The 22166-nt window shown below is 59.6% G+C and carries 19 protein-coding genes and 2 pseudogenes; 16 read left to right on the top strand and 5 right to left on the bottom strand.

Features of this window, described 5'->3' with window-relative positions:
• Positions 1-31: 31 nt before the first annotated feature.
• Together xylF and xylA are read right to left on the bottom strand one after the other, a co-directional pair.
• Positions 32-1033, bottom strand: coding sequence for a D-xylose ABC transporter substrate-binding protein (gene xylF / locus MME58_RS14685; RefSeq protein ID WP_055004985.1), 1002 nt, complete (start codon positions 1031-1033; stop codon positions 32-34).
• A 135-nt stretch (positions 1034-1168) separates the two neighbouring features.
• The gene (gene xylA, locus MME58_RS14680; protein WP_054987463.1) at positions 1169-2485 is read right to left on the bottom strand and encodes a xylose isomerase; all 1317 of its coding nucleotides are present in this window, start codon (positions 2483-2485) and stop codon (positions 1169-1171) included.
• A 181-nt stretch (positions 2486-2666) separates the two neighbouring features.
• On the opposite strand from xylA, the gene MME58_RS14675 reads away from it, so the two are divergent.
• Positions 2667-3869 carry a XylR family transcriptional regulator gene (locus tag MME58_RS14675; protein WP_054987462.1) on the top strand — a complete coding sequence of 401 codons (1203 nt, stop codon included), beginning with the start codon at positions 2667-2669 and terminating at the stop codon, positions 3867-3869.
• Between the two features lie 2 nt (positions 3870-3871).
• On the opposite strand, the gene MME58_RS14670 is transcribed toward MME58_RS14675, so the two are convergent.
• Positions 3872-4639, bottom strand: a complete 768-nt coding sequence (locus MME58_RS14670) for a C1 family peptidase (protein WP_055004986.1) — start codon at positions 4637-4639, stop codon at positions 3872-3874.
• Between the two features lie 392 nt (positions 4640-5031).
• On the opposite strand from MME58_RS14670, the gene MME58_RS14665 reads away from it, so the two are divergent.
• On the top strand, positions 5032-5496 hold the full coding sequence (locus tag MME58_RS14665) for a DUF3237 family protein (protein ID WP_054987460.1): 465 nt from the start codon (positions 5032-5034) through the stop codon (positions 5494-5496).
• A 167-nt stretch (positions 5497-5663) separates the two neighbouring features.
• On the opposite strand, the gene MME58_RS14660 is transcribed toward MME58_RS14665, so the two are convergent.
• The gene (locus tag MME58_RS14660; RefSeq protein WP_054987459.1) at positions 5664-6092 is read right to left on the bottom strand and encodes a VirK family protein; all 429 of its coding nucleotides are present in this window, start codon (positions 6090-6092) and stop codon (positions 5664-5666) included.
• A 163-nt stretch (positions 6093-6255) separates the two neighbouring features.
• Between MME58_RS14660 and MME58_RS27825 the strand changes: the two are divergent.
• The 6 genes and pseudogenes from MME58_RS27825 to MME58_RS14635 form a co-directional block, all read left to right on the top strand.
• A pseudogene (locus MME58_RS27825) lies at positions 6256-6780 on the top strand (MCP four helix bundle domain-containing protein); the annotation flags it as partial.
• Positions 6760-7929 carry a methyl-accepting chemotaxis protein gene (locus MME58_RS14655; protein WP_371913034.1) on the top strand — a complete coding sequence of 390 codons (1170 nt, stop codon included), beginning with the start codon at positions 6760-6762 and terminating at the stop codon, positions 7927-7929. The pseudogene MME58_RS27825 and the gene MME58_RS14655, both read left to right, overlap by 21 nt.
• Before the next feature lie 226 nt (positions 7930-8155).
• Entirely contained in the window at positions 8156-9166 is a 1011-nt protein-coding gene (locus MME58_RS14650; protein ID WP_054987457.1) for a sugar ABC transporter substrate-binding protein, read from the top strand.
• A gap of 15 nt (positions 9167-9181) precedes the next feature.
• Complete coding sequence (locus MME58_RS14645) at positions 9182-10750, top strand: sugar ABC transporter ATP-binding protein (RefSeq protein ID WP_054987456.1); 1569 nt, start codon at positions 9182-9184, stop codon at positions 10748-10750.
• Positions 10737-11741, top strand: a complete 1005-nt coding sequence (locus MME58_RS14640) for an ABC transporter permease (RefSeq protein ID WP_054987455.1) — start codon at positions 10737-10739, stop codon at positions 11739-11741. The genes MME58_RS14645 and MME58_RS14640 overlap by 14 nt, the downstream gene beginning before the upstream one ends.
• A complete protein-coding gene (locus tag MME58_RS14635; protein ID WP_055004988.1) occupies positions 11738-12724 on the top strand; it encodes an ABC transporter permease in 987 nt (328 codons plus the stop codon). Before MME58_RS14640 ends, MME58_RS14635 begins: the two co-directional genes overlap by 4 nt.
• A 9-nt stretch (positions 12725-12733) precedes the next feature.
• Here MME58_RS14635 and MME58_RS14630 read toward each other — a convergent pair whose 3' ends face one another.
• A complete protein-coding gene (locus MME58_RS14630) occupies positions 12734-13972 on the bottom strand; it encodes an acyl-CoA dehydrogenase family protein (protein ID WP_055004989.1) in 1239 nt (412 codons plus the stop codon).
• A 282-nt stretch (positions 13973-14254) separates the two neighbouring features.
• Here MME58_RS14630 and MME58_RS14625 point away from each other — a divergent pair.
• The 8 genes and pseudogenes from MME58_RS14625 (at position 14255) to MME58_RS14590 (ending at position 22162) form a co-directional block, all read left to right on the top strand.
• Positions 14255-15355: pseudogene (locus tag MME58_RS14625) on the top strand (AMP-binding protein).
• A 5-nt stretch (positions 15356-15360) separates the two neighbouring features.
• Positions 15361-16155, top strand: a complete 795-nt coding sequence (locus MME58_RS14620) for an ABC transporter ATP-binding protein (protein ID WP_054987547.1) — start codon at positions 15361-15363, stop codon at positions 16153-16155.
• A gap of 3 nt (positions 16156-16158) precedes the next feature.
• On the top strand, positions 16159-17040 hold the full coding sequence (locus MME58_RS14615) for a branched-chain amino acid ABC transporter permease (protein ID WP_055004990.1): 882 nt from the start codon (positions 16159-16161) through the stop codon (positions 17038-17040).
• Between the two features lie 21 nt (positions 17041-17061).
• Positions 17062-18129, top strand: a complete 1068-nt coding sequence (locus MME58_RS14610; protein WP_054987450.1) for a branched-chain amino acid ABC transporter permease — start codon at positions 17062-17064, stop codon at positions 18127-18129.
• 48 nt (positions 18130-18177) lie between these two features.
• Complete coding sequence (locus MME58_RS14605; protein WP_055004991.1) at positions 18178-19509, top strand: ABC transporter substrate-binding protein; 1332 nt, start codon at positions 18178-18180, stop codon at positions 19507-19509.
• A 4-nt stretch (positions 19510-19513) separates the two neighbouring features.
• Positions 19514-20293 (top strand): ABC transporter ATP-binding protein, encoded by a 780-nt coding sequence (locus MME58_RS14600; RefSeq protein WP_054987448.1) that lies wholly within the window; start codon positions 19514-19516, stop codon positions 20291-20293.
• Between the two features lie 198 nt (positions 20294-20491).
• On the top strand, positions 20492-21706 hold the full coding sequence (locus MME58_RS14595) for an SfnB family sulfur acquisition oxidoreductase (protein WP_055004992.1): 1215 nt from the start codon (positions 20492-20494) through the stop codon (positions 21704-21706).
• A 15-nt stretch (positions 21707-21721) separates the two neighbouring features.
• Complete coding sequence (locus MME58_RS14590; RefSeq protein WP_055004993.1) at positions 21722-22162, top strand: acyl-CoA dehydrogenase; 441 nt, start codon at positions 21722-21724, stop codon at positions 22160-22162.
• Positions 22163-22166: the final 4 nt, after the last annotated feature.

Genomic DNA, 22166 nt, shown 5'->3' with positions numbered 1-22166 from the left:
GGCTTCTAGCGACGTATCAACGATCGAGGGTTCATTGCCCGTCAATCTGCGCCTTGGTGTAGAACCCGTCTTTCTCCAGCAGGTCGATGTTGTCCTTGGTCAGCGGCGTCGGGGTCAGCAGGATGGTGTCGACTTTCTTGCTGCCATTGTCGTATTGCGAGCTGAAGTCGGGTTTCTCGTTGCGCACCAGTTGCACCGACAGTTTGGCGGCTTCGCTGGCGATCAGCTTCAGCGGCTTGTAGACGGTCATGGTCTGAGTGCCATCAATGACCCGCTTGACCGCCGCCAGGTCTGCATCCTGCCCAGAGATCGGCACCCTGCCCGCGAGTTTCTGCGCGGCCAGTGCCTGAATTGCGCCCCCGGCGGTGGCATCGTTGGAAGCAACAATGCCATCAATCTTGTTGTTATTTCGGGTCAAGGCATTTTCAACAATGCTCAGGGCTTCGGTGGGGTTCCATTCCTTTACCCACTGTTGGCCGACTATTTTGATATCGCCCTTGTCAATGGCTGGCTGCAGCACCTTCATCTGGCCTTCGCGCAGAATTTTGGCGTTATTGTCGGTGGGCGCGCCGCCCAGCAAGAAATAATTGCCTTTGGGGGCTGCTTTCAGCACGCCACTGGCCTGCATCTCGCCGACTTTTTCGTTATCAAAGGAAATGTAAGCGTCGATGTCGGCGTTAAGGATCAGACGGTCATAGGACACTACCTTGATCCCGGCCTTTTTGGCTTCGGCAACGGCGTTGGTCAACACGGTGGCATTGAACGGCACGATGACGATCACGTCGACGCCACGGGAAATGAGGTTTTCGATCTGCGAAATCTGTTTTTGCTCGTTGGCATCGGCTGATTGCACGAAGACCTTGGCGTCGAGCTTTTCCGCCGCTGCCACGAAGTAATCGCGGTCGCGTGACCAGCGCTCCAGACGCAGGTCATCAATGGAAAAACCTATTTTTGGGTGGGCGGGGTCGGCCATGACCGGCAGGGAAAGCAGGGCCAGGGCGCTGGCGAGCAGTGTGCATTTCAAGGTGTTCATAGGTGCGTCCTTTTATTGTTGTTTGAGACACTTCATGACTGAGCGTAATACCGGTAGAACTGTAGAGCGTTGCCGAGCGCCGCGGGTAAAGATTTGTCGCAAGAATGTCACGGCGGCGTTGGTATCGGTCTGGCTTCAGGAGTAGATGAAACGGTTGACCACGCCTTCGAGCCATTCCTGGCGACCGCTGACAGCCTGCGGGTTCAGCTCGTTGGCGAAGGCATGTTCCGCAAGCGACGCAAGGCTGAATTCGCCCGCCAGCAGTGACTGCCCGAATGGCTGCCGCCAGCCGGCGTAGCGCTGATCCTTGAACTGCTGGATTCTATCGTTGTGCACCATGGCCGCTGCACGCTCCAGCGCCAGGGCGAGCACATCCATTGCCGCGACATGGCCGTGGAACAGGTCGACCTCGTCGAGGCTCTGACGGCGGACCTTGGAATCGAAATTGAAACCGCCGTGGGTGAAGCCGCCAGCCTTGAGGATTTCGTAGGTGGCGAGGGTCATCTCCTCGACGCTGTTGGGGAACTGGTCAGTGTCCCAGCCGTTCTGAGGATCGCCGCGATTGGCGTCGATGCTGCCGAAGATACCCAGCGAAACCGCCGTGGCGATTTCGTGATGGAAACTGTGCCCGGCCAGGGTCGCGTGGTTGGCTTCGATGTTGACCTTGATCTCGTCCTGCAGGCCGTATTGATGGAGAAAACCGAACACCGTGGCACTGTCATAATCGTATTGATGCTTGGTTGGCTCCTGCGGCTTGGGCTCTATCAGCAGGTCGCCTTTGAAACCGATCTTGTGTTTGTGCTCGACCACCATGCGCATGAAGCGGCCCAGTTGTTCGCGCTCATGCTTCAGGTCCGTATTGAGCAGGGTTTCGTAACCCTCACGGCCCCCCCACAGGACGTAGTTGGCCCCTTTGAGACGCTGGGTGGCGTTCATGGCGCTGAACACCTGAGTCGCTGCGTAGGCAAATACTTCAGGGTCGGGGTTGCTGGCAGCGCCTGCAGCAAATCGCGGGTTACTGAAGCAATTGGCGGTGCCCCACAGCAGCTTGATACCGGTCTGCTCCTGATGGCGTTCCAGATGATCGACCATGTGCGCGAAGTTGTTGCGATACTCCTTCAGCGAGCTGCCTTCCGGTGCTACATCGGTGTCATGGAAACTGTAATAGTCGATGCCGAGCTTGGAGAAAAATTCGAAAGCCGCTTCGGCCTTGCCGACCGCCAGTTCCAGAGGTTCTCCAGAACCTTGCCATGGACGCTTGAAGGTCCCGACACCGAACATGTCGGCACCCGGCCACACGAACGTGTGCCAGTAGCAGGCTGCCATGCGCAAGTGCTCGCGCATGGGTTTGCCGAGGATCAGCTTGTCGGCATCATAGTGGCGAAAAGCAAGTGGCGAGTCGCTGTCAGGGCCCTCGTAGCGGACCCTGTCGACGTCGGGGAAGTACGGCATGTGCGTTTTCCTTATTGTTCTTGGTGATGCCTCGATACTAGCAATGGCCCCAACGCTTCTGATTATGAAAATCGTCAACGCGCAGTGCGATTTTGAGTATTGAGATTGCTCCTGCACGCGCCTAGTCTGTGGACAGCGGCGTCGTGCTGAGCGAACCGACATGAGATCCGGCATAAAAATAATGAAAACCGTCCCCCCTGTTCACCGCATTGCGTTGTTGTTCAACGGCAGCAAGATCTATGACCGCGGCATCATCAGCGGTATAGGCAACTACCTCAGCAGTACCCGTGTGTCCTGGGATCTTTTTCTGGAAGAGGATTTTCTCTGTCGTCTGAAAGGCATCGAACGCTGGCAGGGCGACGGGATCATTGCCGATTTCGATGACCCGCTGATCGGTGAGGCCTTGGCCGGGATCAGGCTGCCGGTGGTGGCGGTCGGTGGGTCCTATCAGGACGACCGCGCCTACCCGAAGGGCATTCCTTATGTTGCGACCGACAATAACGCCTTGATCAAGGCGGCCTACGAACACCTTATCGAGGCGGGCCTGACGCGCTTTGCCTGCTTCAGCCTGCCTGAAGCACAAGCCAACCGTTGGGCGCAGGAGCGTGAGCAGGCCTTTCGCCGACTGCTGCAGCGCGATGGTCTTCACGCCGAGGTCTATCGCGGCCTGGGGACCAGCGCACCTCTCTGGGACAGCGCCGTAGAGCAGCAGATTGCCTGGCTGCAAAGCCTGCCCAAGCCCATCGGCATCATCGCCGTGACCGACGCCCGCGCTCGCCAGTTGCTGCAGGCCTGTCTGACAGCCGGCATTGCCGTGCCGGAGCAAGTGGCACTGATCGGCATCGATAACGATCCTCTGACCAGAACCCTTACCCGCGTACCGTTGAGTTCCGTGGTCCAAGGCACTGACACGATGGGCCGAACTGCGGCGCGCCTTCTGCACCAGATGCTGCATGGCATGCCTTCGTCGGGCACACACATCCTGATACCGCCGGAAGCTGTCAACGTGCAGGCTTCCAGCCTGCATCAACCGCTCGGCGACCCCTACGTGATGCAGGCGCTGCTGTTTATCCGGCAATACGCCTGCCAGGGCATCAAAACCGCGCAGGTGGCTGCTTACGTGGGGGTTTCGCGCTCGTCGCTGGAATCGCACTTTCGCCGGGTACGGGGCTGCAGCGTGCATGACGAGATTCTGCGTTTCAAACTGGCCGCCGCCGCACGCGGGCTGGAAAACACGGACTCTGCGATTGCCGACATCGCCCGCGACTGCGGTTTCCGGTCGGCGCAATACCTGCACACGGTATTTCGCCGGGAGTTTGGTTGCACGCCGCGCGAATACCTGCAAGGGGCCAGTGCGGCGGCGCAACGAATGAGCGCGTTATAACGTCAGCCCGCCACCACCCTTATCGTCCAGAAGTCGGTGGACAGATTCTCATCCAGCAGATAGCTGTAGGGCAGGGTGAAGTAGCCATCCATCCCCCAGCCAGCGCCCCATGAGTTGCGCAATATGAAATGCTGATGGGCATCGTTGTAGCCTACTGCCAACACGCAGTGACCTCCCAGCATCTTTTCGTGGGGGCCCGGCATTGTGGCATGCCCGGTCTGGGCAACTTTCTTGCTTTCAAAGCTTTTGTAGACAGAGAAGCCGATGACGAACGGGTAGCCGGCAGCCAGACAGCCTTTCATCTGGTTGAGGTTCTGAGCAACTTTCTGATAGGAAACCGCCTTGTACTTTTGTGCGTCTTTGTAACAGGCGGGCGAAGGCTTCACGGCAAACTTTTCAATATCATAAGGCCATTCTTTTTCAGGGCAATCACCTTGTTTCGCTACACTTTTAATTCCGTGGCGGATCATCGCTCCGCTGTCCGAATCGACGGTATGCTCAATGACACGTTCGTTGTAATAGATAAACAACCGAGAGGGCGCGAACGCCGGAGTCAGCTTTTGCTTCATGCGATCAAACTGAATCGCTGCTGCAATACCGTTTGCCGTACAACTGCCCAACTGGCCCTGATCGTAGACAGGCGGGCACTGAGGTCGCAGATCAACTGCATGCGGAAGTGCCACTAACGCCTCGGCAGGGGCGGCGTACAAATGATCGCAATGATCAGGCAGATCGCGAATCCATCCATACTGTTTCACGGTATAGGTCATTGCGCATCTCCTTGAAAGTCACTGTCAGGAAAATTGACAACGCCCATGTAAACAGTTTTTGGTCGAGCCAGAATTAAAGTTTGTTTAGTGCGTAGTGTGCTACGCGTTAGCTGGAGAGGCCCATCCGCCACCTGGCCTGTTGTGAGGGCTGCCAGTTAGATCAATGCGTTGAATGGCCGTGCGGGAGAGAGATCCGCTTCTTCTGGTGCGTATCGCTGGCGAAAACCATCACTAGAAGTGGCAAAACGATGTTGCCAGAGTGCACTATTTACTGTCGCCTCATAACCGTACCAATTAGTACATTTAAATTGACAGCTCACGATGCTCGGGCTAAAACGTACGACTTGGTACAGTTATGGGCGAGGCGCACGTCGCCCCGTGCAAGATGAGAGGTGGAGACGATGCAGCTGCATGAAATATTGACTGTTCACCTGCGTGTCGATAAGCCGCAAGTGCTTTGCAGGCCTCAACGTGGGCAACGCAGCAGCGGTGAAATACTGGGCGGAGCATTTCGCGGCGATCGACTTCAGGGGCAGGTCCTTGCCGGAGGCAGTCTTTTTCTCGTGCCTCAGGATGACGATCTTGCACGGTTCAGTCTTTACTACACCTTGCTGACTGATGACGGAGTAAAGATAGACGTCGTAGGGGAAGGCTTGGTAGCCGCCGATGAAACGGAGCGGGCACCTTTGGCCCAGGCGCACTGCCGGTGCACGTGCAGCAAGCAGTTCAGCGTTCCTTCCGGTGCCCATGATTACCTGCAGAGAAACCTGTATGTCGGCAGATTGAGGGTTACGGCGGGGGACGACAGCCTGCTGGTCAGTATTTTTCAGGTGAACGAAATGCGCGAAGGTTCTTGAAAGAAGCGACCTGATACGAGGGCACTCAGAGCGGCGACGTCTGCCGGATTTCAAACGCTCGACATATTGCCTCACGGCAGGCCATTGCGTTTTTGCGTCAAAGGGCGTGAGGGGGTTGTCCCTCACGCCACGCTTCTATCTGTTCGTCCGGTCATGCCATGAGCGGATTACCCGGCAAAGAAGCTCAAACCCTTGCCGATTGCACACTCATAGCTCACCGGCTTGCCGACCGCTTGATAGCCGGGAACGCTCAGTGTCGTCATGCTGAATGCGGCTGTGCCGTCCGAGCGTATCTGGTAGCGAATGAATTGCTCGATGGGCTTGTTATCGCGGTCGAGGGTGAAGTGGGTGTCCGAGAACGCAAGAGTGCCGTCGGGGGTGATGCGGTAGGCATCGATGCGTTTGCCGCCTTTGGTCTTGGACGGCTCGGCCCCTGCGACCGAGGATTTGCATTGCCCCAGGTCTATCACCACGGCGACCGACTCTCCGGTGTTAAGCGCCTGGATGATAGCGGTCTGGCTGTCCAGCGCGTCGCCTGCGTGAACAACACCAGGCAGTGAAAGGGCAAATAACGCAGCGGCGTAGTAATGTTTCATGGCAGCTCCAGTAAGTCAGGCTGAAGATTGAAAAGACCCGTTGTCTCGCGATTATCGAGCGTCGCGAAACCTACCATAAGGTTTGCCTCAGGTGGGCCTTGAATAGCAGTGGCACAGCTCTGATTCGTGGTTCTTCATCCTTTTGCCCGATCAGCCGATAGAGATGACGGTATTCATTTATTCGTCTGCTCCGGGAAGGGGATTGAACATGCTGAGACAGCTCAAAATAGCCGCGCGGACCTCCGCCTGCTTTGCGTTTATGGTCGTGCTTGTCATAGGGCTTGGTGTCTTCAGCCTTCAGCAATTACGCAGCATTCGCGAGCAGTCGCTCGAAATCGAAAATGACTCCCTTCCCGGGATCGCGTTGGGTGACGACATCGCCCTTGCGTTCGAGAAAACCCGCACCAACGTGGCAAAAATGCTGTCCACGCATGACAATGCGCAGGTCGCCCTGGCCCATACCGAATTCCTCGACAAGAAAGCCGGCTTTCAAAAATCCATTCAGGCCTATAGCCCGGTTATCACAGAGGATGACGAGCGCGCACTGATCAATGGGCTGACAAGTGCTTATCAGAGCTACAGCGAACGCGCCGAGCAGGTCTACACGCTCATCAATGAGGGTCAGGCAGAGGCCGCAAGGCAGATCGTCTGGGGCGAGATGAGGGCGATGGCCGAAGGTATCGAAACATCTCTGGGCAAGCTGGAAAAGATCAACGACGACTCCGAAGCCGAGTCCAGCGCCGCGGCCTCATCGGTCTACGACAATGCCCTGCTCGTCACTCAGGCGGTCATGCTTCTGACCGTGTTGCTTACTGTTCTGCTCGCCTGGCGTCTGACCAAGAGTCTGGCAGTGCCGATCAGTCAGGCACTGTTGACCTCGGAAACCATTGCTGCGGGCGATCTGCGTCCGACCCGGATCGACCGTGAGGGCGTTGATGAAGCCGCCTTGTTGCTGCAATCGATGGAGCGCATGCGTGGCAATCTGAGCCAGACCCTGACTCAGGTAGGCGATGCCGCCCACCAGTTGGCCTCGGCCACAGAGGAAATGAGCGCACTGATGGTCAACAGCAACGCCGATCTGGTGGTACAGAACAGCGAGATAGAAATGGCCGCCACCGCCGTCACTGAAATGAGTCAGGCAGTAGACGAAGTGGCGCGTAACGCTGTGACCACTTCGGAAGAGTCCAGAGCCTCTTCGGTTTCTGCGCGTCAAGGCCAGGAAGAGCTCAATCAGACCGTCAAGTCCATCCTTGAATTGACCCGCAACGTCGGTACTGCATCCGTCGAGGCGCAGGCACTGGCAACCCGGACGCTGGACATCACCAAGGTGCTGGATGTCATCCGCGCAGTGTCCGAGCAAACCAACCTGCTGGCCCTCAATGCCGCTATCGAAGCGGCACGGGCCGGCGATGCGGGACGGGGTTTTGCCGTGGTAGCCGACGAAGTACGCGCGCTGGCACATCGCACCAGCGAATCCACTCGCGAAATCGAAACCATGATCGGGCACATCCAGCAGGGCACCAAAAGTACCCTGGTGGCGCTTGAAGTCAGCACCGAGCAGGCACAGCGCACCAAACAGCAGGCCGAATCGGCAAACGCCGTGCTGGCCAGTATCGCCAGTTCGGTCATGGTCATCGATGAGCGAAATACCGTGATTGCCAGCGCATCGGAAGAGCAGGCGCTGGTTGCGCGGGAAGTGGACCGCAATCTGGTGCGGATTCGTGACTTGTCGGCGCAATCGGCTGTACGCACCGGCCAGACCGGCAGTGCCAGCCAGTCGCTGGCAGAGCTGGCGAGTGATCTGACTGTCACGCTAGAGCAGTTCAAGCTCGGCTAAACGGGCAGGTCCGCTCTCGCTGTTGTCCGGGCAACAGCGAATCGACAATGTGTTCGGCACCTCCGTTCGCGAGCCTGGCTTTCCGGCGCAGGCGCAAGCCGGCGCAATGGCCCGAAAGGCCTGTAATAAAAGCCTGCCACTGAAGCAGGACGGAACCACAGGGCTTTGGGCATGACCTGTGCACTGCTTATCAGGATTGTTTTCCTGAGCCAGCGGAGCCACCCGAATGCCTGATGCCGTCCCGACCTACACGCCAACCCACCTGCGCCTGCATGCAATAGGGCGCGCTCTGTCGCTGACCCTGTTGGCCACTAGCCTTGTCGCCACGGCACATGCCGATGACAGCGACGTACCGTCGCTGGCGGGCAAGCGCATCGCAATCAGTATGACCGGCACGAGCCACTACTTCGATATCAAGGCGTTCCAGGCACAGGTGGACGAGGTCAAGCGTCTGGGGGGTACGCCCATAACGCTTGATGCGGGTCGCAACGACAAGAACCTGGTCAATCAATTGCAGACGCTGGTCACGCAAAAGCCTGATGCAGTGATTCAGACTCTGGGCACGCTCAGCGTCATCGATCCCTGGTTAAAGCGCATCAGCAAAGCGGGAATTCCGCTGTTCACCATCGACGCGCCTTCGCAATACAGCCTTAACAACACCACGTCCGACAATGTCGCCACCGGCAAGGCGCTGGCCGGGCAGTTGATCAAGGACGCAGGCGGCAAGGGGAACGTGCTGGTATTCAATGGTTTTTATGGCGTGCCGGTCTGCGCCATTCGTTATGACCAGCTCAAATTGGCCCTCAAGGATCAGCCAGAATTGAAAATCATCGAGCCGGAGTTGCGCGACGTCATTCCCAACACGGTTCAGGACGCCTACTCGCAGGTCTCGGCGCTGCTCAACAAGTACCCCAAAGGCAGCGTTTCGGCGATCTGGGCGGCCTGGGACATCCCGCAACTGGGGGCCAGCAAGGCGCTGATCGACGCCGGAAGAACCGAAATCAAGACCTATGGCGTCGACGGCACCCCGGAGGTGCTTGAGCTGATGCGCCGCGAGGACTCGCCGGTCGGTGCCGTGGTTGCTCAGCAGCCGGCGCTGATCGGCAAGACGGCGGTGCAGAACGTTGCCCGCTATCTGGCTGGACAGCGCGATCTGCCCAAGGAGACCCAGGTGCCGACATTACTGACCACCGCTGCCAATCTGCCGCAGGTGCAGCAACTCAGAGGCGATGATTGACGCAGGAGATCGACCATGGGATCAGCCATTGCAGAGAGTGCGGTACCGCCGGCCTTGCACTTGACGAGCATCAGTAAGCGCTTCGGTGCCACCCAGGCGCTGGACAGGGTAAACCTGCGCGTGGAAGCCGGAACGATTCATGGACTGGTGGGTGAAAACGGCGCAGGCAAGTCGACCTTGATCAAGGTCCTCGCCGGTATTCACCACGCCGATGCGGGCTGCCTGAGTATTCATGGCCAGCAGTTCGACAGCTTTTCGCCGCGCCAGATCGAAGCCGCAGGCGTGCATTTCATTCATCAGGAGCGACTGCTGCCAGGCAGCTTCACCGTGGGTGAGGCGCTGTTTTTCGGGCAGGAAATCAAGCGGGGGCTGTTCGTCGACCGGCGCGCTCAGGAGCGCGAAGCGGCCCGCTTGCTGGACGATTACTTTGCCATGCGACTGCCGATCGGAGCGCTGGTGCGCGATCTGGACAGCGCTCAGCGACAGATATTGCAGATTACCCGCGCGTTGTTGGCCAAACCGCGGGTGCTGGTGTTTGACGAACCAAGCGTGTCATTGGTCAAGCAAGAGGTGGACCGCTTGCTGGCCATTGTCCGGCGCTTGCGCGATGAAGGGCTGACCATTGTGTACATTTCCCATTACTTGCAGGAAATCCAGGCGCTGTGTGATCAGGTCACTGTGCTGCGCAATGGCCGCGATGTGGCGGTGGTTGATCCAGCGCTTGCCAGCCCTGCGCAGATCGCTCGGCTGATGGTCAATCGTGACGTGGGCGAGCAGTACGTCCGAGCGCAGACGCTGCCTGGCCAACCGGTGCTTCAACTGAGCGGGCTGGGAGCAGGGCGCTTTTACGAGGGTGTTGACCTGAGCGTACGGCGTGGCGAAGTGGTGGGGCTGACCGGGCTGGTCGGTTCGGGTGCCAAAGAACTGCTCAAGAGCCTGTTCGGGCTGCTCAGGCCGGATCGCGGCGACTGTCTGTTGAATGGCCAGCCGTTGCACCTGAATTCACCACGTGACGCGGTACGCAACGGCATTGCGCTGGTCCCCGAAGAGCGTCGCACTCATGGCGTGGCGCCTGCGCTTTCGGTGCTGGAGAACATGACCCTGGCCAGTCTCGGGCGATTCAGCCGTTGGGGCTGGCTCGACGCTGCTGCGCAGGCCAGGGAAAGCGGACGCCTGATCGATGAACTGGCAATCAAGGCCTTAGGCCATGATGCCGCGGTTCAATTGCTCAGTGGGGGCAACCAGCAAAAGGTTGCCCTGGCCAAGTGGCTGAGCCGGCACTCGACGCTCTACCTGCTGGACGAGCCCAGCGTCGGGGTCGACATCGGTGCCAAGGTGGAGATCTATCGGTTGATTGCCCGGCTTGCCGAAGGCGGGGCGGCGGTGCTGGTGCTGTCGTCGGACTTACCGGAACTGATTGGTATCACTCAGCGCATTGTGGTGCTGCACAGAGGGCGTATCGCGGGCGAGTTCGATTCGCGGAGCACTGACAGCGATCAGTTGCTGGCCTGCGCCACCGGGGCCGGTGAAAACCCTCACAACAGCACGAAAAACCTTCAGGAGCCCCAGCATGTCAGCGCTTGAAACATCATTCATTCAGGCGGGCGATCCACCGCACCGTTGGCGTGTGAAGCTGGCACAGCGCGGTTCGTTGCTGGTGTTTCTGGCTATTCTGCTCGGCTTCGCCGCCAGCGCGCCCAACTTTCTCAGCATTGACAACATCAGCAACGTATTCGCCCAGTCGGCCGTGCTCGGCATACTGGCCCTGGGGCTGACGTGCGTGGTTATCGGTGGCGGCTCCAACGTGGTCAGCGGTGGGCTTGACCTCTCGCTGGCGGCCAATCTGGGTTTGTGCGCAGCTGTCTACAGCAGCCTGAACAACGCAGGTATCGACGCCTGGCAGGCGATTGCCCTGACGCTCGGTTGCGGCTTGCTGGTCGGCGCACTCAACGGTATTGCGGTGGTGTTTTTACGCCTGCCACCCTTATTGGCGACGCTTGCCAGCATGAACCTGATTGCAGGGCTGGAGCTGGTGCTGACCCAGAACACTGTACTGGCGACCGATTCCGCGCTGCTGGACAGCCTGGTGTCCGGTGTCTGGCTGGGCGTTCCGGCGCTGGCCTGGGTGCTGCTCGGTGTTGCAGCGCTGCTGTGGCTGTTGATTCAGCACAGCGCGTTTGGACTGCGGCTGTACGCCATCGGTGAGTACCCGCAAGCAGCAATCGCCGCCGGGCTGAATCTGCAGGGCTATGTGTTCGCCAGCTACCTGATCGCCGGTGGTTGCGCCGCCATAGCGGCGTTCTGCTCCGCAGCGTTTTTCAGCGGCAGCACCACCGGTTCCGGCGACATGCTGCTGTCAGTGGTGGCCATCGCCTTTCTCGGCGTGGTGTTCTCGCGACGTCTGACCGCCAACATTCCCGGCACCCTGCTGGCGACGTTGTTGCTGGGCTTTCTGATCAATGGCTTTCAATTACTGAACATTTCCAGTTTCTGGGTCAATGGCGTGCAAGGCGTGTTGATTCTGTTGGTCGTGGCATTTTCCGGGGCGCTGGGCCGCCGGGAGGGTGAACAATGAACGCGCTGACCCTGAACGCTTCTTCAAACGCGGTGAAAGTCCTGTCGCGCCTGTTGCCGGCGGTCCTGCCGTCGCTGGTACTGGTCATCCTGCTGTTCTTCGCGATCAATGCACCGGGTTTTCTGAGCTGGGGCAATCTGTCGAGCCTGGTACTGAACAATTTTGTGTTACTGGCCATCGTGGCGCTCGGTATGACCTGGGCAGTGGCTGCTGGCGGTATTGATCTGTCAGTGGGTACGGCGCTGGACTTTGCCAGCCTCGGCTTTGTGGTGACGCTCAATGACGGCCACGGCCTGGCTGTTGCCATCGCGGTGGCCTTGCTGGCTGGCGGCAGTGCAGGCGCGTTCAATGCAATTTTGATCGCCGGTCTGCGTATTTCACCGTTTCTGGCGACGCTGGGTACGCTGTTTATCGGCACCAGCGTGCAACAACTGTTGTCCGACGGTGGTCAGCCGATCTACATCGCTCAGGGCGCGCTGCCGGGTATCAGTGCTGTGCTTGTCCTGGGCGTGCCTTTACCGCTCTTGGTGGCCGCGGCGCTGGCAGGGGTTTATGGGCTGGTACTGGCGCGCGGGCGTCTGGGGCGGGAAATACTGGCGCTGGGAACGCAGCCGCAACTGGCGTACTACTCGGGCCTGTCGACCCGGCGCATTGCCATGCAGGTGTTTTTCGCCAGCGCCCTGGCCTGCGCAGTGGCAGGTATTCTGCTCAGTTCCACGGTCAACGCCTACGTACCGATGTCAGGCAATGCCTATCTGATCAATGCCCTCGGCGCGGTGTTCATCGGTACGACGCTGAGTCGTCAGGGACGTCCCAACATCGTGGGGACCTTATTGGGCGTTCTGTTCATCAACGTCATTGCCAATGGTTTGTTGTTGATCGGCTGGAATTTCTATTGGCAGCAGGTTGCGACCGGGGCGTTGATTTTTCTGGTGCTGGCGTTCAGCTTTGCCAGCCGCCACCTGCTGCGTAACGCGGTGTGAAGGGGCGGCTCAGGCTTTGCCCGTGCCGCTGCCGATCTGCCATACAAAGGGCGGCTCGGTGCCGTTGATACGCCAGTCGCCGACAATGCGCGCCTTGTAGATAAGCGGATTGTGTGATGCCGCTGTCCGCGCATTACGCCAGTGTCGATCCAGCGCCTTGTTGACGCTGACACCTGACGCGCCCAGAGCGTTGAACAGCTCGGTGGCGGCGCGCAGCACCAGTTCCGAAACAACCACCTGAGCCTTGGCCGTCTCGATTTCTGCTGCAATGTTGGCGTCTTTTTCCTGCTGTGCATCATTGCCGAAGCGTGCCACATAAGCGCGTTGCAACGGCTCTGCGCAACGCAGTGTTGCGGCCTCGGCGGCATAGACTTGCGCGGCAATTTGACCCACCACTTGCTGCACTTGAGCGTCCTGGCTGACGCTGCCAGCGTTGCCATGGCTGAAGATGCGTTTGCGGTCGCGCACTTCCTGAGCGATGTCGCGTTCGACGGCTCGGCCAATACCTGCCAGAACGGCCAGCAGCACCAGTTGATAAAACGCCGTCTGGTACTTGAAACGCTGCTCGAACGGGATGACATGGGGGGCGGGCAACGGCACATTGTCGTACACCGACGTTCCGCTGCCGGTGGTGCGCTGGCCAAACCCGTCCCAGTCATCACTGTGGCGCACGCCCGCATGCCTGGCGTCGACCACTGCAATCACATCGGCCCCGGTGTCGGCGCGCTGGGCGTAGACGTCGATCCAGTCGGCGAAAATGCTGCCGGTACTGTAAAACTTGGTCCCATTGAGTACGAAGCCATCGCCTTGGGGGGTGACCTTGGTGATCACGTCGCCGATCTTCACCGCGCCGACCTCGGTCCAGCCATTGCCAACAAGATCTCCTGCTACAAAGCGCGCAAACCATTTGTCACGGTCTGCGCCGGGTGGTGCATTCAGTCGGTCTTCGACGAACGCGAAATGCGCTCGCAAGGCCTGTGGAATATTCGAGTCGGCCTCGGCGAGTTCGATCAGCAACTGAAACAGCTGGCTGACCGAAGCACCTGCGCCGCCATACTCGGTGGGCACACGCACCGCGCCAAAACCGGCTTGCTTGAGCCAGGTAATCGGCTCGTAGGGCAGGGCGCGGGCCTTTTCGCGCTCGACGTTGCCAGCGCCGATCTCACGGAAGATCGGCCTGAATCGGCTGGCCAGAGTTTCGTAATCAGTCCCCAGCGAAAGTGGGTTTGAGCCGGTTGATTGAGTCATGCAGTGCTCCTGGACGCGAAGAAATCGGCACATGGGCCGGGTGACGGTTCGCCTGGGTCTTTGCATGCTTTGTGCCTGAATGCAACGCCATGATTTTCATAGGATTTATTTTTGTTTGCGGATTTGCCTGTTGTCCCGGCAACAGCGGCGCAACAGCTTGCCTGCAAACCGCACAGCGAGAGGACTCATTCAGAAATTGCAACTCATTGATATCGATCAGATTGTTCGACTGGCACGCTCGCTGCTATGGCTTCATCGATCCTTTATCGACGGAAGCGCAACATGTCCGATTCATTGCCCTTGGCGTTGCTACAGCAGGTTCACATCCGCGCTGAACAGACGGCCTTGCGTTACAAGCAATTCGGTATCTGGTAGCAGCGTAGCTGGGGCGAGCTGGCCACGGACGTCCGGCGTCTGGCCGCTGCCTTGAAGGGCATCGGGTTCGGCGCGCAAGACAACCTTTTCGTTCTCAGCGAGGCAAGGGCCGAAGCGCTGCTGTTGACGCTGGCGGCGCACTGGCTCGGAGGTCGCGTCAGCCTGCTTGATCCGCGTGTAGATAACCGCGCATGGCTGGCAGTCCGGTCTCCGGAGTTTGCAGTGGTGGACGGGCTGGAATCGCTCATACAGCTGCGCTCGACCTCCTCGGGCATCGTCGTATTGTTGGATAAGCGTGGCCTGAATGAGGCCGACGCCAGCGGGGTGATCGACTACGCCCGATGGCTGAACGGCGCTGCCGGCGACGCAGGCGACGCAGGCGATCCAGTGCAGAGCCCGGCTGTCGCCTTCGTGTTTCCCGCGTCGCCGAGCCTGCAATTGGGTCATGTAGAGTTGCTGTCGGATGCAAGGAAGATAGTGCGCCTGCATGGATTTTCCGATTGCGATCAGGCATTGGCGGCCAGGGTATTTGCCGCCAGCGGGCAGGCGCGCTACCTGCTGGCACCTTGGTTGGTTGCCGGTTTTTGCCTGAATTTCCCCGAGGCACCGGGCACCCGCGACAACGACCGTCGCGAGCTGGGACCCACGCTGGTGCTGGGTACCCGTGAATCCTATGCACGTCTTGAACTGTGGGCCAGAGAACGCTTGCCGTTGCCGGGCAGTATCAGCCACCGGCTCTATCTATGGTCAATGGCACCTGCTACGGGGCCCGTGCGACGCTGGCTGGGGCACTGGTTGATTCGCCGTCCGTTGCTGGATGTATTGGGCATGAGCCGGTTGACCAAACCATTGCTGGCAGGCGATGTGCTGACGCCGCAGAGTGACGCGTTTTTTACTGCGCTGGGCATCAGGCCCGTCAGGTTGGGGGAGGCGAGCGCGGTCAGCCAGCCGGGCGAGCCGGCAGAGCACATGCTGCAGACGCCTGCTCTTCTGAGCATGCCGTCTTGAATGGCCTGGCCCTTGCGGCGCTGCTGGAACTGGACGATATTTCTTTATCTTTCAAAGGTGTCAAAGCCGTTACCTCGATCAGTTTTGCGGTAGCCACTGGTGAGATCTGCGCGCTGATAGGCCCCAACGGCGCGGGCAAGAGTTCATTGCTCAACGTCATCAATGGCGTATATCAGGCGCAAAGCGGCTCGATCAGTTATGCCGGTCAGACCCGTCGCCGGATGCGTCCGCATCAGGCCGCCGAAGCCGGTATAGCCCGGACTTTCCAGAGCATCGCTTTGTTCAAGGGCATGAGTGTGCTGGACAACGTATTGACCGGGCGCAATCTCAAGCGGCGCAGTACCTGGTTCGAGCAGATGTTGCGGATCGGTCGGGCACCTGCCGAAGACGACGAGCAGCGCTGGCATGCCGAGCGGGTCATCGAGTTCTTGCGTATCCATCCGTGGCGCCATGCACTGGTGGGCAAGCTTTCCTATGGCCTGCAGAAACGTGTCGAACTGGCCCGCGCGCTTGCAGCGGAACCGCGTTTGCTACTGCTGGACGAGCCGATGGCCGGGATGAATGCCGAAGAGAAGCACGAGATGAGCCAGTTCATCCGCGACATCAACCGCGAGCTGGGCACCACCGTAGTGCTCATCGAACATGACATCAGCGTGGTAATGGGCCTCAGCGATCATGTGGTGGTACTCGATTACGGTCGCAAGATCGGTGACGGCTCACCGGCGCAGGTCCGCGCCGACCCTCAAGTGATCGCCGCGTATCTCGGCACGCGTCGCTCGTCTGCTGTGAGGAAGTCATAAGCCATGGAATTCTTTTTCGAAGTGCTGATTGGCGGCCTGCTGGCAGGCGTCATGTATTCGCTGGTGGCGATTGGCTTTGTACTGATCTACAAGGCGTCGGGGGTGTTCAATTTCGCTCAGGGTGCCATGGTGCTGTTCGCGGCACTGACGTTTGTCAGCCTGTTGGAGCGTGGCCTGGCATTTTTCTGGGCGTTTCTGGTGGCGCTGGCGAGCATGGTGGTGCTGGCGTTGTTGATCGAAAAAACAGTCCTGCGCCCACTGGTCAATCGTCCACCGATCATCCTGTTCATGGCCACCCTCGGCCTGTCTTACATGATCGAAGGCCTGGCCCAGGCGCTGTGGGGGGCGCAGGTTCACGGCCTGGAGCTGGGCATCCCTGACGAGCCACTGGAAATTCGCGGCATGCTGCTCTCGCAGTTCGACCTGTTCGCGGCGGGCACGGCTGCGGCGCTGGTGATTGCCCTGTCGTTGCTATTCAACCGCACCCGTATCGGTCTGTCGTTGCGTGCCGTGGCGGACGCCCCGCTGGCCTCTCTGGCCGTGGGCATCCGTTTGCCACGCATCTGGGCGGTGGTCTGGGCCGTGGCCGGGTTTGTCGGGCTGGTGGCCGGGCTGCTTTGGGGCGTGCGGCTGGGGGTGCAGTTTTCCCTGTCACTGGTGGTGCTTAAAGCGCTGCCGGTATTGATCATCGGCGGGTTTTCCTCGATTGGCGGCGCCATTGTCTGCGGTCTGATCATCGGTGCGGCCGAGAAACTGGCCGAGATTTACCTCGGGCCGATCATCGGCAGCGGTATCGAAAACTGGGTGCCGTATGTGCTGGCGCTGTTGTTTCTGCTGGTTCGTCCCGCTGGCCTGTTCGGCGAGCGGGCGATAGAGCGCGTCTGACTTTTATCAAGGATCAATGCCATGCTTTATCGAGAAACCGGACAACTGGCGAGTAGCTACGCGGATGAACGCCGGGTGTTTCGTCTGCGCCAGGACCGCATCGGGCTCTGGGGCCTGTTGGCATTCGCTTTTATCGCAGTGCCTTTGCTGGGCAACGATTACTGGTTCAGCGCGATCCTGATTCCGTTTCTGGTGCTGTCGCTGGCGGGGCTGGGGTTGAACCTGTTGACCGGTTACGCCGGGCAATTATCGCTGGGCTCGGCTGCGTTCATGGCGGTGGGTGCTTTTGCTGCCTATAACCTGCAACTGCGGGTGCCGGGCATGCCGTTGCTGCTCGGTTTTGCGCTGGGTGGGCTGGTGTCTGCGCTGGTGGCGTTGCTGTTCGGGCTGCCCAGCCTGCGGATCAAGGGTTTCTACCTGCTGGTCTCGACACTCGCCGCGCAGTTTGTGGTCGAGTGGGTGTTGACCCGTTTCAGTTGGTTCACCAATGACAATGCGTCCGGCGTGATCACCTCGCCGCCACTGATGATCGCCGGGGCGAGCTTCAGCTCGCCGCAAGGCCGTTATCTGTTGACGCTGGGGCTGGTGGTGGTGCTGTTCTGGCTGGCCAGAAATCTGCTGCGTGGCGAGCTGGGCCGCAACTGGATGGCCGTGCGTGATATGGACACTGCTGCTGCGGTGATCGGCATCCGCCTCTTCAAGGCCAAACTTCTGGCATTCGCCATCAGTGGTTTCTATCTGGGCGTCGCTGGCTCGCTGTGGGCGTTCGCTTATCTGGGCACGGTCGAGCCGCATGGTTTTGACCTGAACCGGTCATTTCAGATTCTGTTCATCATCATTATCGGCGGGCTGGGCAGCGTGCAAGGCAACTTCCTTGGGGCGGCGTTCATGGTGCTGTTCCCGATTCTGCTCGGCAACCTCAGCGCGTTGCTGCCGGTCGGCCTGATCGACTCCGGGCAACTGGAAAACATTCAGAAGATGCTTTTCGGCGCCTTGATCATCGCTTTTCTGATCAAGGAGCCCGAAGGGCTGGCGCGTCTCTGGCAGCGCTTTCGTCAGCGCGCGCGCATCTGGCCGCTGCGTTATTGATCGGTAATCGACCCCCAAACACCCTCGTGTACTTCAAGGAATCTGTCTATGAAACACCGAAAATCCCTGTTGCGTCTGGCGCTCGGTCTGGCCCTGCTGGGGGGCGGCCTGGTCACTACGGCACAGGCTGCCAATGAGCAGTATTTCCCGCTGCAGAGCTACCGGGTTGGCCCTTATGCCGCGGGCGGCACCGGTTTTTTCGGTGGGTTCATCGACTACCTGCAATACGTCAATGCCAACGGCGGGGTCAATGGCGTCAAGTTGACCTGGTCGGAGTGCGAAACCGAGTACGTGGTCGAAAAGGGCGTCGAGTGCTACGAGCGTCTGAAAGGCGGGCTCAACGGTGCTCCGGCGGCGGCGACCAACCCGCTTTCTGTAGGCATTGCCTACGCCACGCTGGAGCGCTCAACCGCCGATAAACTTCCGCTGATCACCATCAACCACGGGCGCACGGATTCCACAGACGGCAGCGTCTTCCCGTATGTGTTTCCGCTGCAGTTGAACCCGTATTCGGAAGTGTCGGCCATCGTCAATTACATCGGTCAGCGTGAAGGCGGCCTGGCGTCGCTCAAGGGCAAGAAAATCGCTGTGTTGTATCACGGCTCGCCGTATGGCAAGGAAACCAACGGAGTACTGGAAACCCTGGCAAAAAATTATGGCTTCGAGCTGACTACCCTCGAAGTGCCGCATCCCGGCAACGAACAGCAATCGCAATGGCTGAACATTCGCCGCCTCAAACCCGACTGGGTGATCCTGCGTGGCTGGGGTGTAATGAATCCGGTAGCGCTGAAATCAGCGCAGAAGGTCGGTTTTCCGGTCGATCACATCATTGGCAACATCTGGAGCAATTCCGAGGAAGACGTGATTCCTGCCGGTGCAGCCGCCAAGGGCTTCATTTCGATCACCACGCACCCCTCCGGCACTGACTTCCCGGTGCTCCAGGGCATCAAGACGGCGGTGCTCGACAAGGGCCAGGGTAATCTGGCGGACCCCAAACGCTTCGGCACTGTGTATTACAACCTCGGGGTGGTAAACGGCATTCTCAACGTCGAAGCGCTGCGCATTGCGCAGGCTCGATTCGGCAACAAGCCACTGACCGGTGAGCAGGTGCGCTGGGGGTTCGAGCACTTGAACCTCGACGACGCACGCTTGCAGGCGCTGGGCGCCAAAGGCCTGGTGCAGCCATTGAAGCTCTCCTGTTCCGATCATGAAGGAGGTGGTGCGGTGCGCTTCCAGCAATGGGACGGCCAGCGCTGGAACCTGATCAGCGACTGGATACAGGCCGATCGTGCCTTGCTAAGGCCCATCATCGAGGCATCGGCTTCTCAATACGCCAAGGAAAAAGGCATCACCCCGCGCGATTGCACCCAGGAGCAGTGACCTGATGACACTGATCCCGACTGCCTCTTCCTCTGCCGAGACGCTTTTGTCGGTGGAGCAGGTCGAGGTGTTTTACGAGCAATCCATCCTCGCGTTGCGCGGGATCAGTCTGCAGGTTCGGCAGGGCCAGATCGTGGCCTTGCTGGGCGCCAATGGCGCGGGTAAAAGCACCACGCTCAAGGCCATTTCCAGCCTGGTGCAGGCCGAGCGGGGGGAGGTAGTCAGTGGCTGTATTCACTATCTTGGCCAGCCAGTCACCCGTTCCGATCCGTCGGCACTGGTCAGAAAAGGGCTGGCACAGGTGCTGGAAGGTCGCCATTGCTTCACCCACTTGAGCGTCGAGCAGAACCTGGTGATCGGTGCATTCGTGTCGCGGCCGTCACGGGCAGAGCTCAAGGCAAGGCTGGAAAAGGTCTATGACTACTTCCCCAGGTTGCGTCTGCTGCGCAAGCGCCTGACCGGCTACACGTCAGGCGGCGAGCAGCAAATGGTCGCCATTGGCCGGGCATTGATGTCTCAGCCTCGATTGCTGCTGCTTGATGAGCCTTCCATGGGGCTGGCACCGCAGGTCGTTGAAGAGATTTTCGACACCCTGGCCCGGCTCAATCGTGAAGAGGGCCTGAGCCTGCTGGTGGCCGAGCAGAACATCAATCTGACGCTGGAATACGCGCATTTTGGCTATGTGCTGGAGAACGGTCGGGTGGCGGACTCAGGAACAGCAGAGCAACTGGCCGGTCGCGAGGATATCCAGAACTTCTACCTGGGCGCGGCGGCTGAAGCGTGAATGGGGCGTCTCGAGGTAACGCTGTTCGTCCAGCAACAGTGTTCGGACATTTTGCTCTACGTGGCACCGACGCTAATCAGGATTTAAATGCAACCCTCTGTTTTAAATAGAAAATAATTTACGGCACGGGCTATGCACTGTTCAAGGTCAAGCGTGTTGAGTGTTTTCAACCTGTCGCCAACGAGCAGGAGCCAGTCCATGAGTAACCCACCCTCAATCCCCCTTGCAGCACCGCCCAGGGCGCACGTCATCAGTTCCGATGCCGAAGCCATTGAAGTCGCCAGAGCACTGGCCAGCCAGTTTGCCGAGGAGGCGTCGCTACGTGACCGCGAACGCCGTCTGCCGGTCGCCGAGCTGGATGCGTTTTCTGCCAGCGGCCTGTGGGCTATTACGGTGCCCAAGGCTTACGGCGGCGCAGGCGTTTCCTATGTCACTGTCGCGGAGGTGATCAAGATCATTTCTGCCGCCGACTCTTCGCTCGGGCAGATCCCGCAGAACCATCTGGGCGTGCTCGATATCCTGTTGCAGACCGGCACCGAAGAGCAAAAGCGCAACTACTTCGGCAAAGCGCTGGCCGGCTACCGTTTCGGCAATGCGTTCTCCGAGTCGAAAAGCAAAAACGCCGGAGCCTTCCAGACCCGTATCCGCTTCGATGGCGAGCACGCGGTGCTGGACGGTGAGAAGTTTTACTGCACCGGCGCGCTGTTCGCGCACATTGTGCCCGTAGCGGGCGTCAACGAGCAGAATCAGGCCTTTATTGCCTTCGTCGAGCGCGACAATCCGGGGCTGACGATCATCGACAACTGGGACGGCTTCGGTCAGCGCACCACCGCCAGCGGCGGAGCAGTACTGAACGCCGTCCGCGTGCCGTCGAGCGCGGTGATACCTGCGCACCGGGCATTCGATGAGCCGACCGCCGACGGGCCTATTTCGCAGATCATTCAGGCGGCGGTGGACACCGGCATCGCGCATGGCGCTTTCGAGGAAACCCTCAAGCACGCGCGGCTGGCGCGGCCCTGGATCGACAGCAAGCAGGATTTCGGCTGGCAGGACCCGTTCAGCATCGCCACCATCGGTGACTTGCAGTGGCGGCTGCACGGCACCGATGCGATCCTCGCCAAAGCAGGGCAGGCCATCGACCATGCGCTTGCCGAGCCGAGTGAATCCAGCGTCGCGCGCGCCTCGCTGATCGTCGCCCAGGCCAAGGTGCTGTCGGCACAGATCGCTTTGCTCGCCAGTAGCCAGCTGTTCGAACTGGCCGGTACACGCTCGGTGCTGGGCAAACTCAATCTTGACCGTTACTGGCGCAATGCGCGCACCCACACCCTGCATGACCCGGCACGCTGGAAATATCACCTGATCGGCAATCAGGTGCTCAACGGTATTGCACCGCCACGCCATGCCTGGAACTGATCAAGGAGTATGCCCATGACGCATCCCGCTATTACCGCACAACTGGCGGTCGCCGCCGAAGACCTTGGGCTGGCGCGCCAGGGCCTGCAAGACACCCTCGATTACCTGCTTGAGCAAGGGCGGCCATGGGCGCTCAGTGACCTGCAGCGCATTGTTGATGACCCCTATGTGATCAGCAAAGTCGGGGATCTGCAGATTCGCCTGGATGTTGCTGCGGCGCTGCTGGAACGCGCGCAGAGGCTGAAGGCCTCGCCCGAGCAGCGCTTGATTGCCAGCAGCGAGGCGGTTATCGCCAGTGCCGATGCCCTGCAGGCGGTTGGCAATATTCATTATGAATTGACCGGTCAGCGTCCGCCATCGCCAGCCCGTAGCGAGCGTGAGCCGCTGCGCTGGCACTATCAGGTCATCGGCAATCAACGCCTCAACGGCGTGGTTCCGCCGCAGCTTCAGGAGTAAGTGT

The organism is Pseudomonas syringae pv. tagetis, assembly GCF_022557255.1.
GTDB lineage: Bacteria > Pseudomonadota > Gammaproteobacteria > Pseudomonadales > Pseudomonadaceae > Aquipseudomonas > Aquipseudomonas caricapapayae.
The sequence above is the reverse complement of the archived record's forward strand: the minus strand, read 5'-3'. Positions and strand labels throughout refer to the sequence as shown.

Coding starts and splice junctions, on each gene's coding strand:
- xylF (WP_055004985.1), bottom strand. CDS start 1,033: ATGAACACCTTGAAATGCACACTGCTCGCCAGCGCCCTGGCCCTGCTT.
- xylA (WP_054987463.1), bottom strand. CDS start 2,485: ATGCCGTACTTCCCCGACGTCGACAGGGTCCGCTACGAGGGCCCTGAC.
- MME58_RS14675 (WP_054987462.1), top strand. CDS start 2,667: ATGAAAACCGTCCCCCCTGTTCACCGCATTGCGTTGTTGTTCAACGGC.
- MME58_RS14670 (WP_055004986.1), bottom strand. CDS start 4,639: ATGACCTATACCGTGAAACAGTATGGATGGATTCGCGATCTGCCTGAT.
- MME58_RS14660 (WP_054987459.1), bottom strand. CDS start 6,092: ATGAAACATTACTACGCCGCTGCGTTATTTGCCCTTTCACTGCCTGGT.
- MME58_RS14655 (WP_371913034.1), top strand. CDS start 6,760: ATGGCCGAAGGTATCGAAACATCTCTGGGCAAGCTGGAAAAGATCAAC.
- MME58_RS14650 (WP_054987457.1), top strand. CDS start 8,156: ATGCCTGATGCCGTCCCGACCTACACGCCAACCCACCTGCGCCTGCAT.
- MME58_RS14645 (WP_054987456.1), top strand. CDS start 9,182: ATGGGATCAGCCATTGCAGAGAGTGCGGTACCGCCGGCCTTGCACTTG.
- MME58_RS14640 (WP_054987455.1), top strand. CDS start 10,737: ATGTCAGCGCTTGAAACATCATTCATTCAGGCGGGCGATCCACCGCAC.
- MME58_RS14635 (WP_055004988.1), top strand. CDS start 11,738: ATGAACGCGCTGACCCTGAACGCTTCTTCAAACGCGGTGAAAGTCCTG.
- MME58_RS14630 (WP_055004989.1), bottom strand. CDS start 13,972: ATGACTCAATCAACCGGCTCAAACCCACTTTCGCTGGGGACTGATTAC.
- MME58_RS14615 (WP_055004990.1), top strand. CDS start 16,159: ATGGAATTCTTTTTCGAAGTGCTGATTGGCGGCCTGCTGGCAGGCGTC.
- MME58_RS14610 (WP_054987450.1), top strand. CDS start 17,062: ATGCTTTATCGAGAAACCGGACAACTGGCGAGTAGCTACGCGGATGAA.
- MME58_RS14605 (WP_055004991.1), top strand. CDS start 18,178: ATGAAACACCGAAAATCCCTGTTGCGTCTGGCGCTCGGTCTGGCCCTG.
- MME58_RS14600 (WP_054987448.1), top strand. CDS start 19,514: ATGACACTGATCCCGACTGCCTCTTCCTCTGCCGAGACGCTTTTGTCG.
- MME58_RS14595 (WP_055004992.1), top strand. CDS start 20,492: ATGAGTAACCCACCCTCAATCCCCCTTGCAGCACCGCCCAGGGCGCAC.
- MME58_RS14590 (WP_055004993.1), top strand. CDS start 21,722: ATGACGCATCCCGCTATTACCGCACAACTGGCGGTCGCCGCCGAAGAC.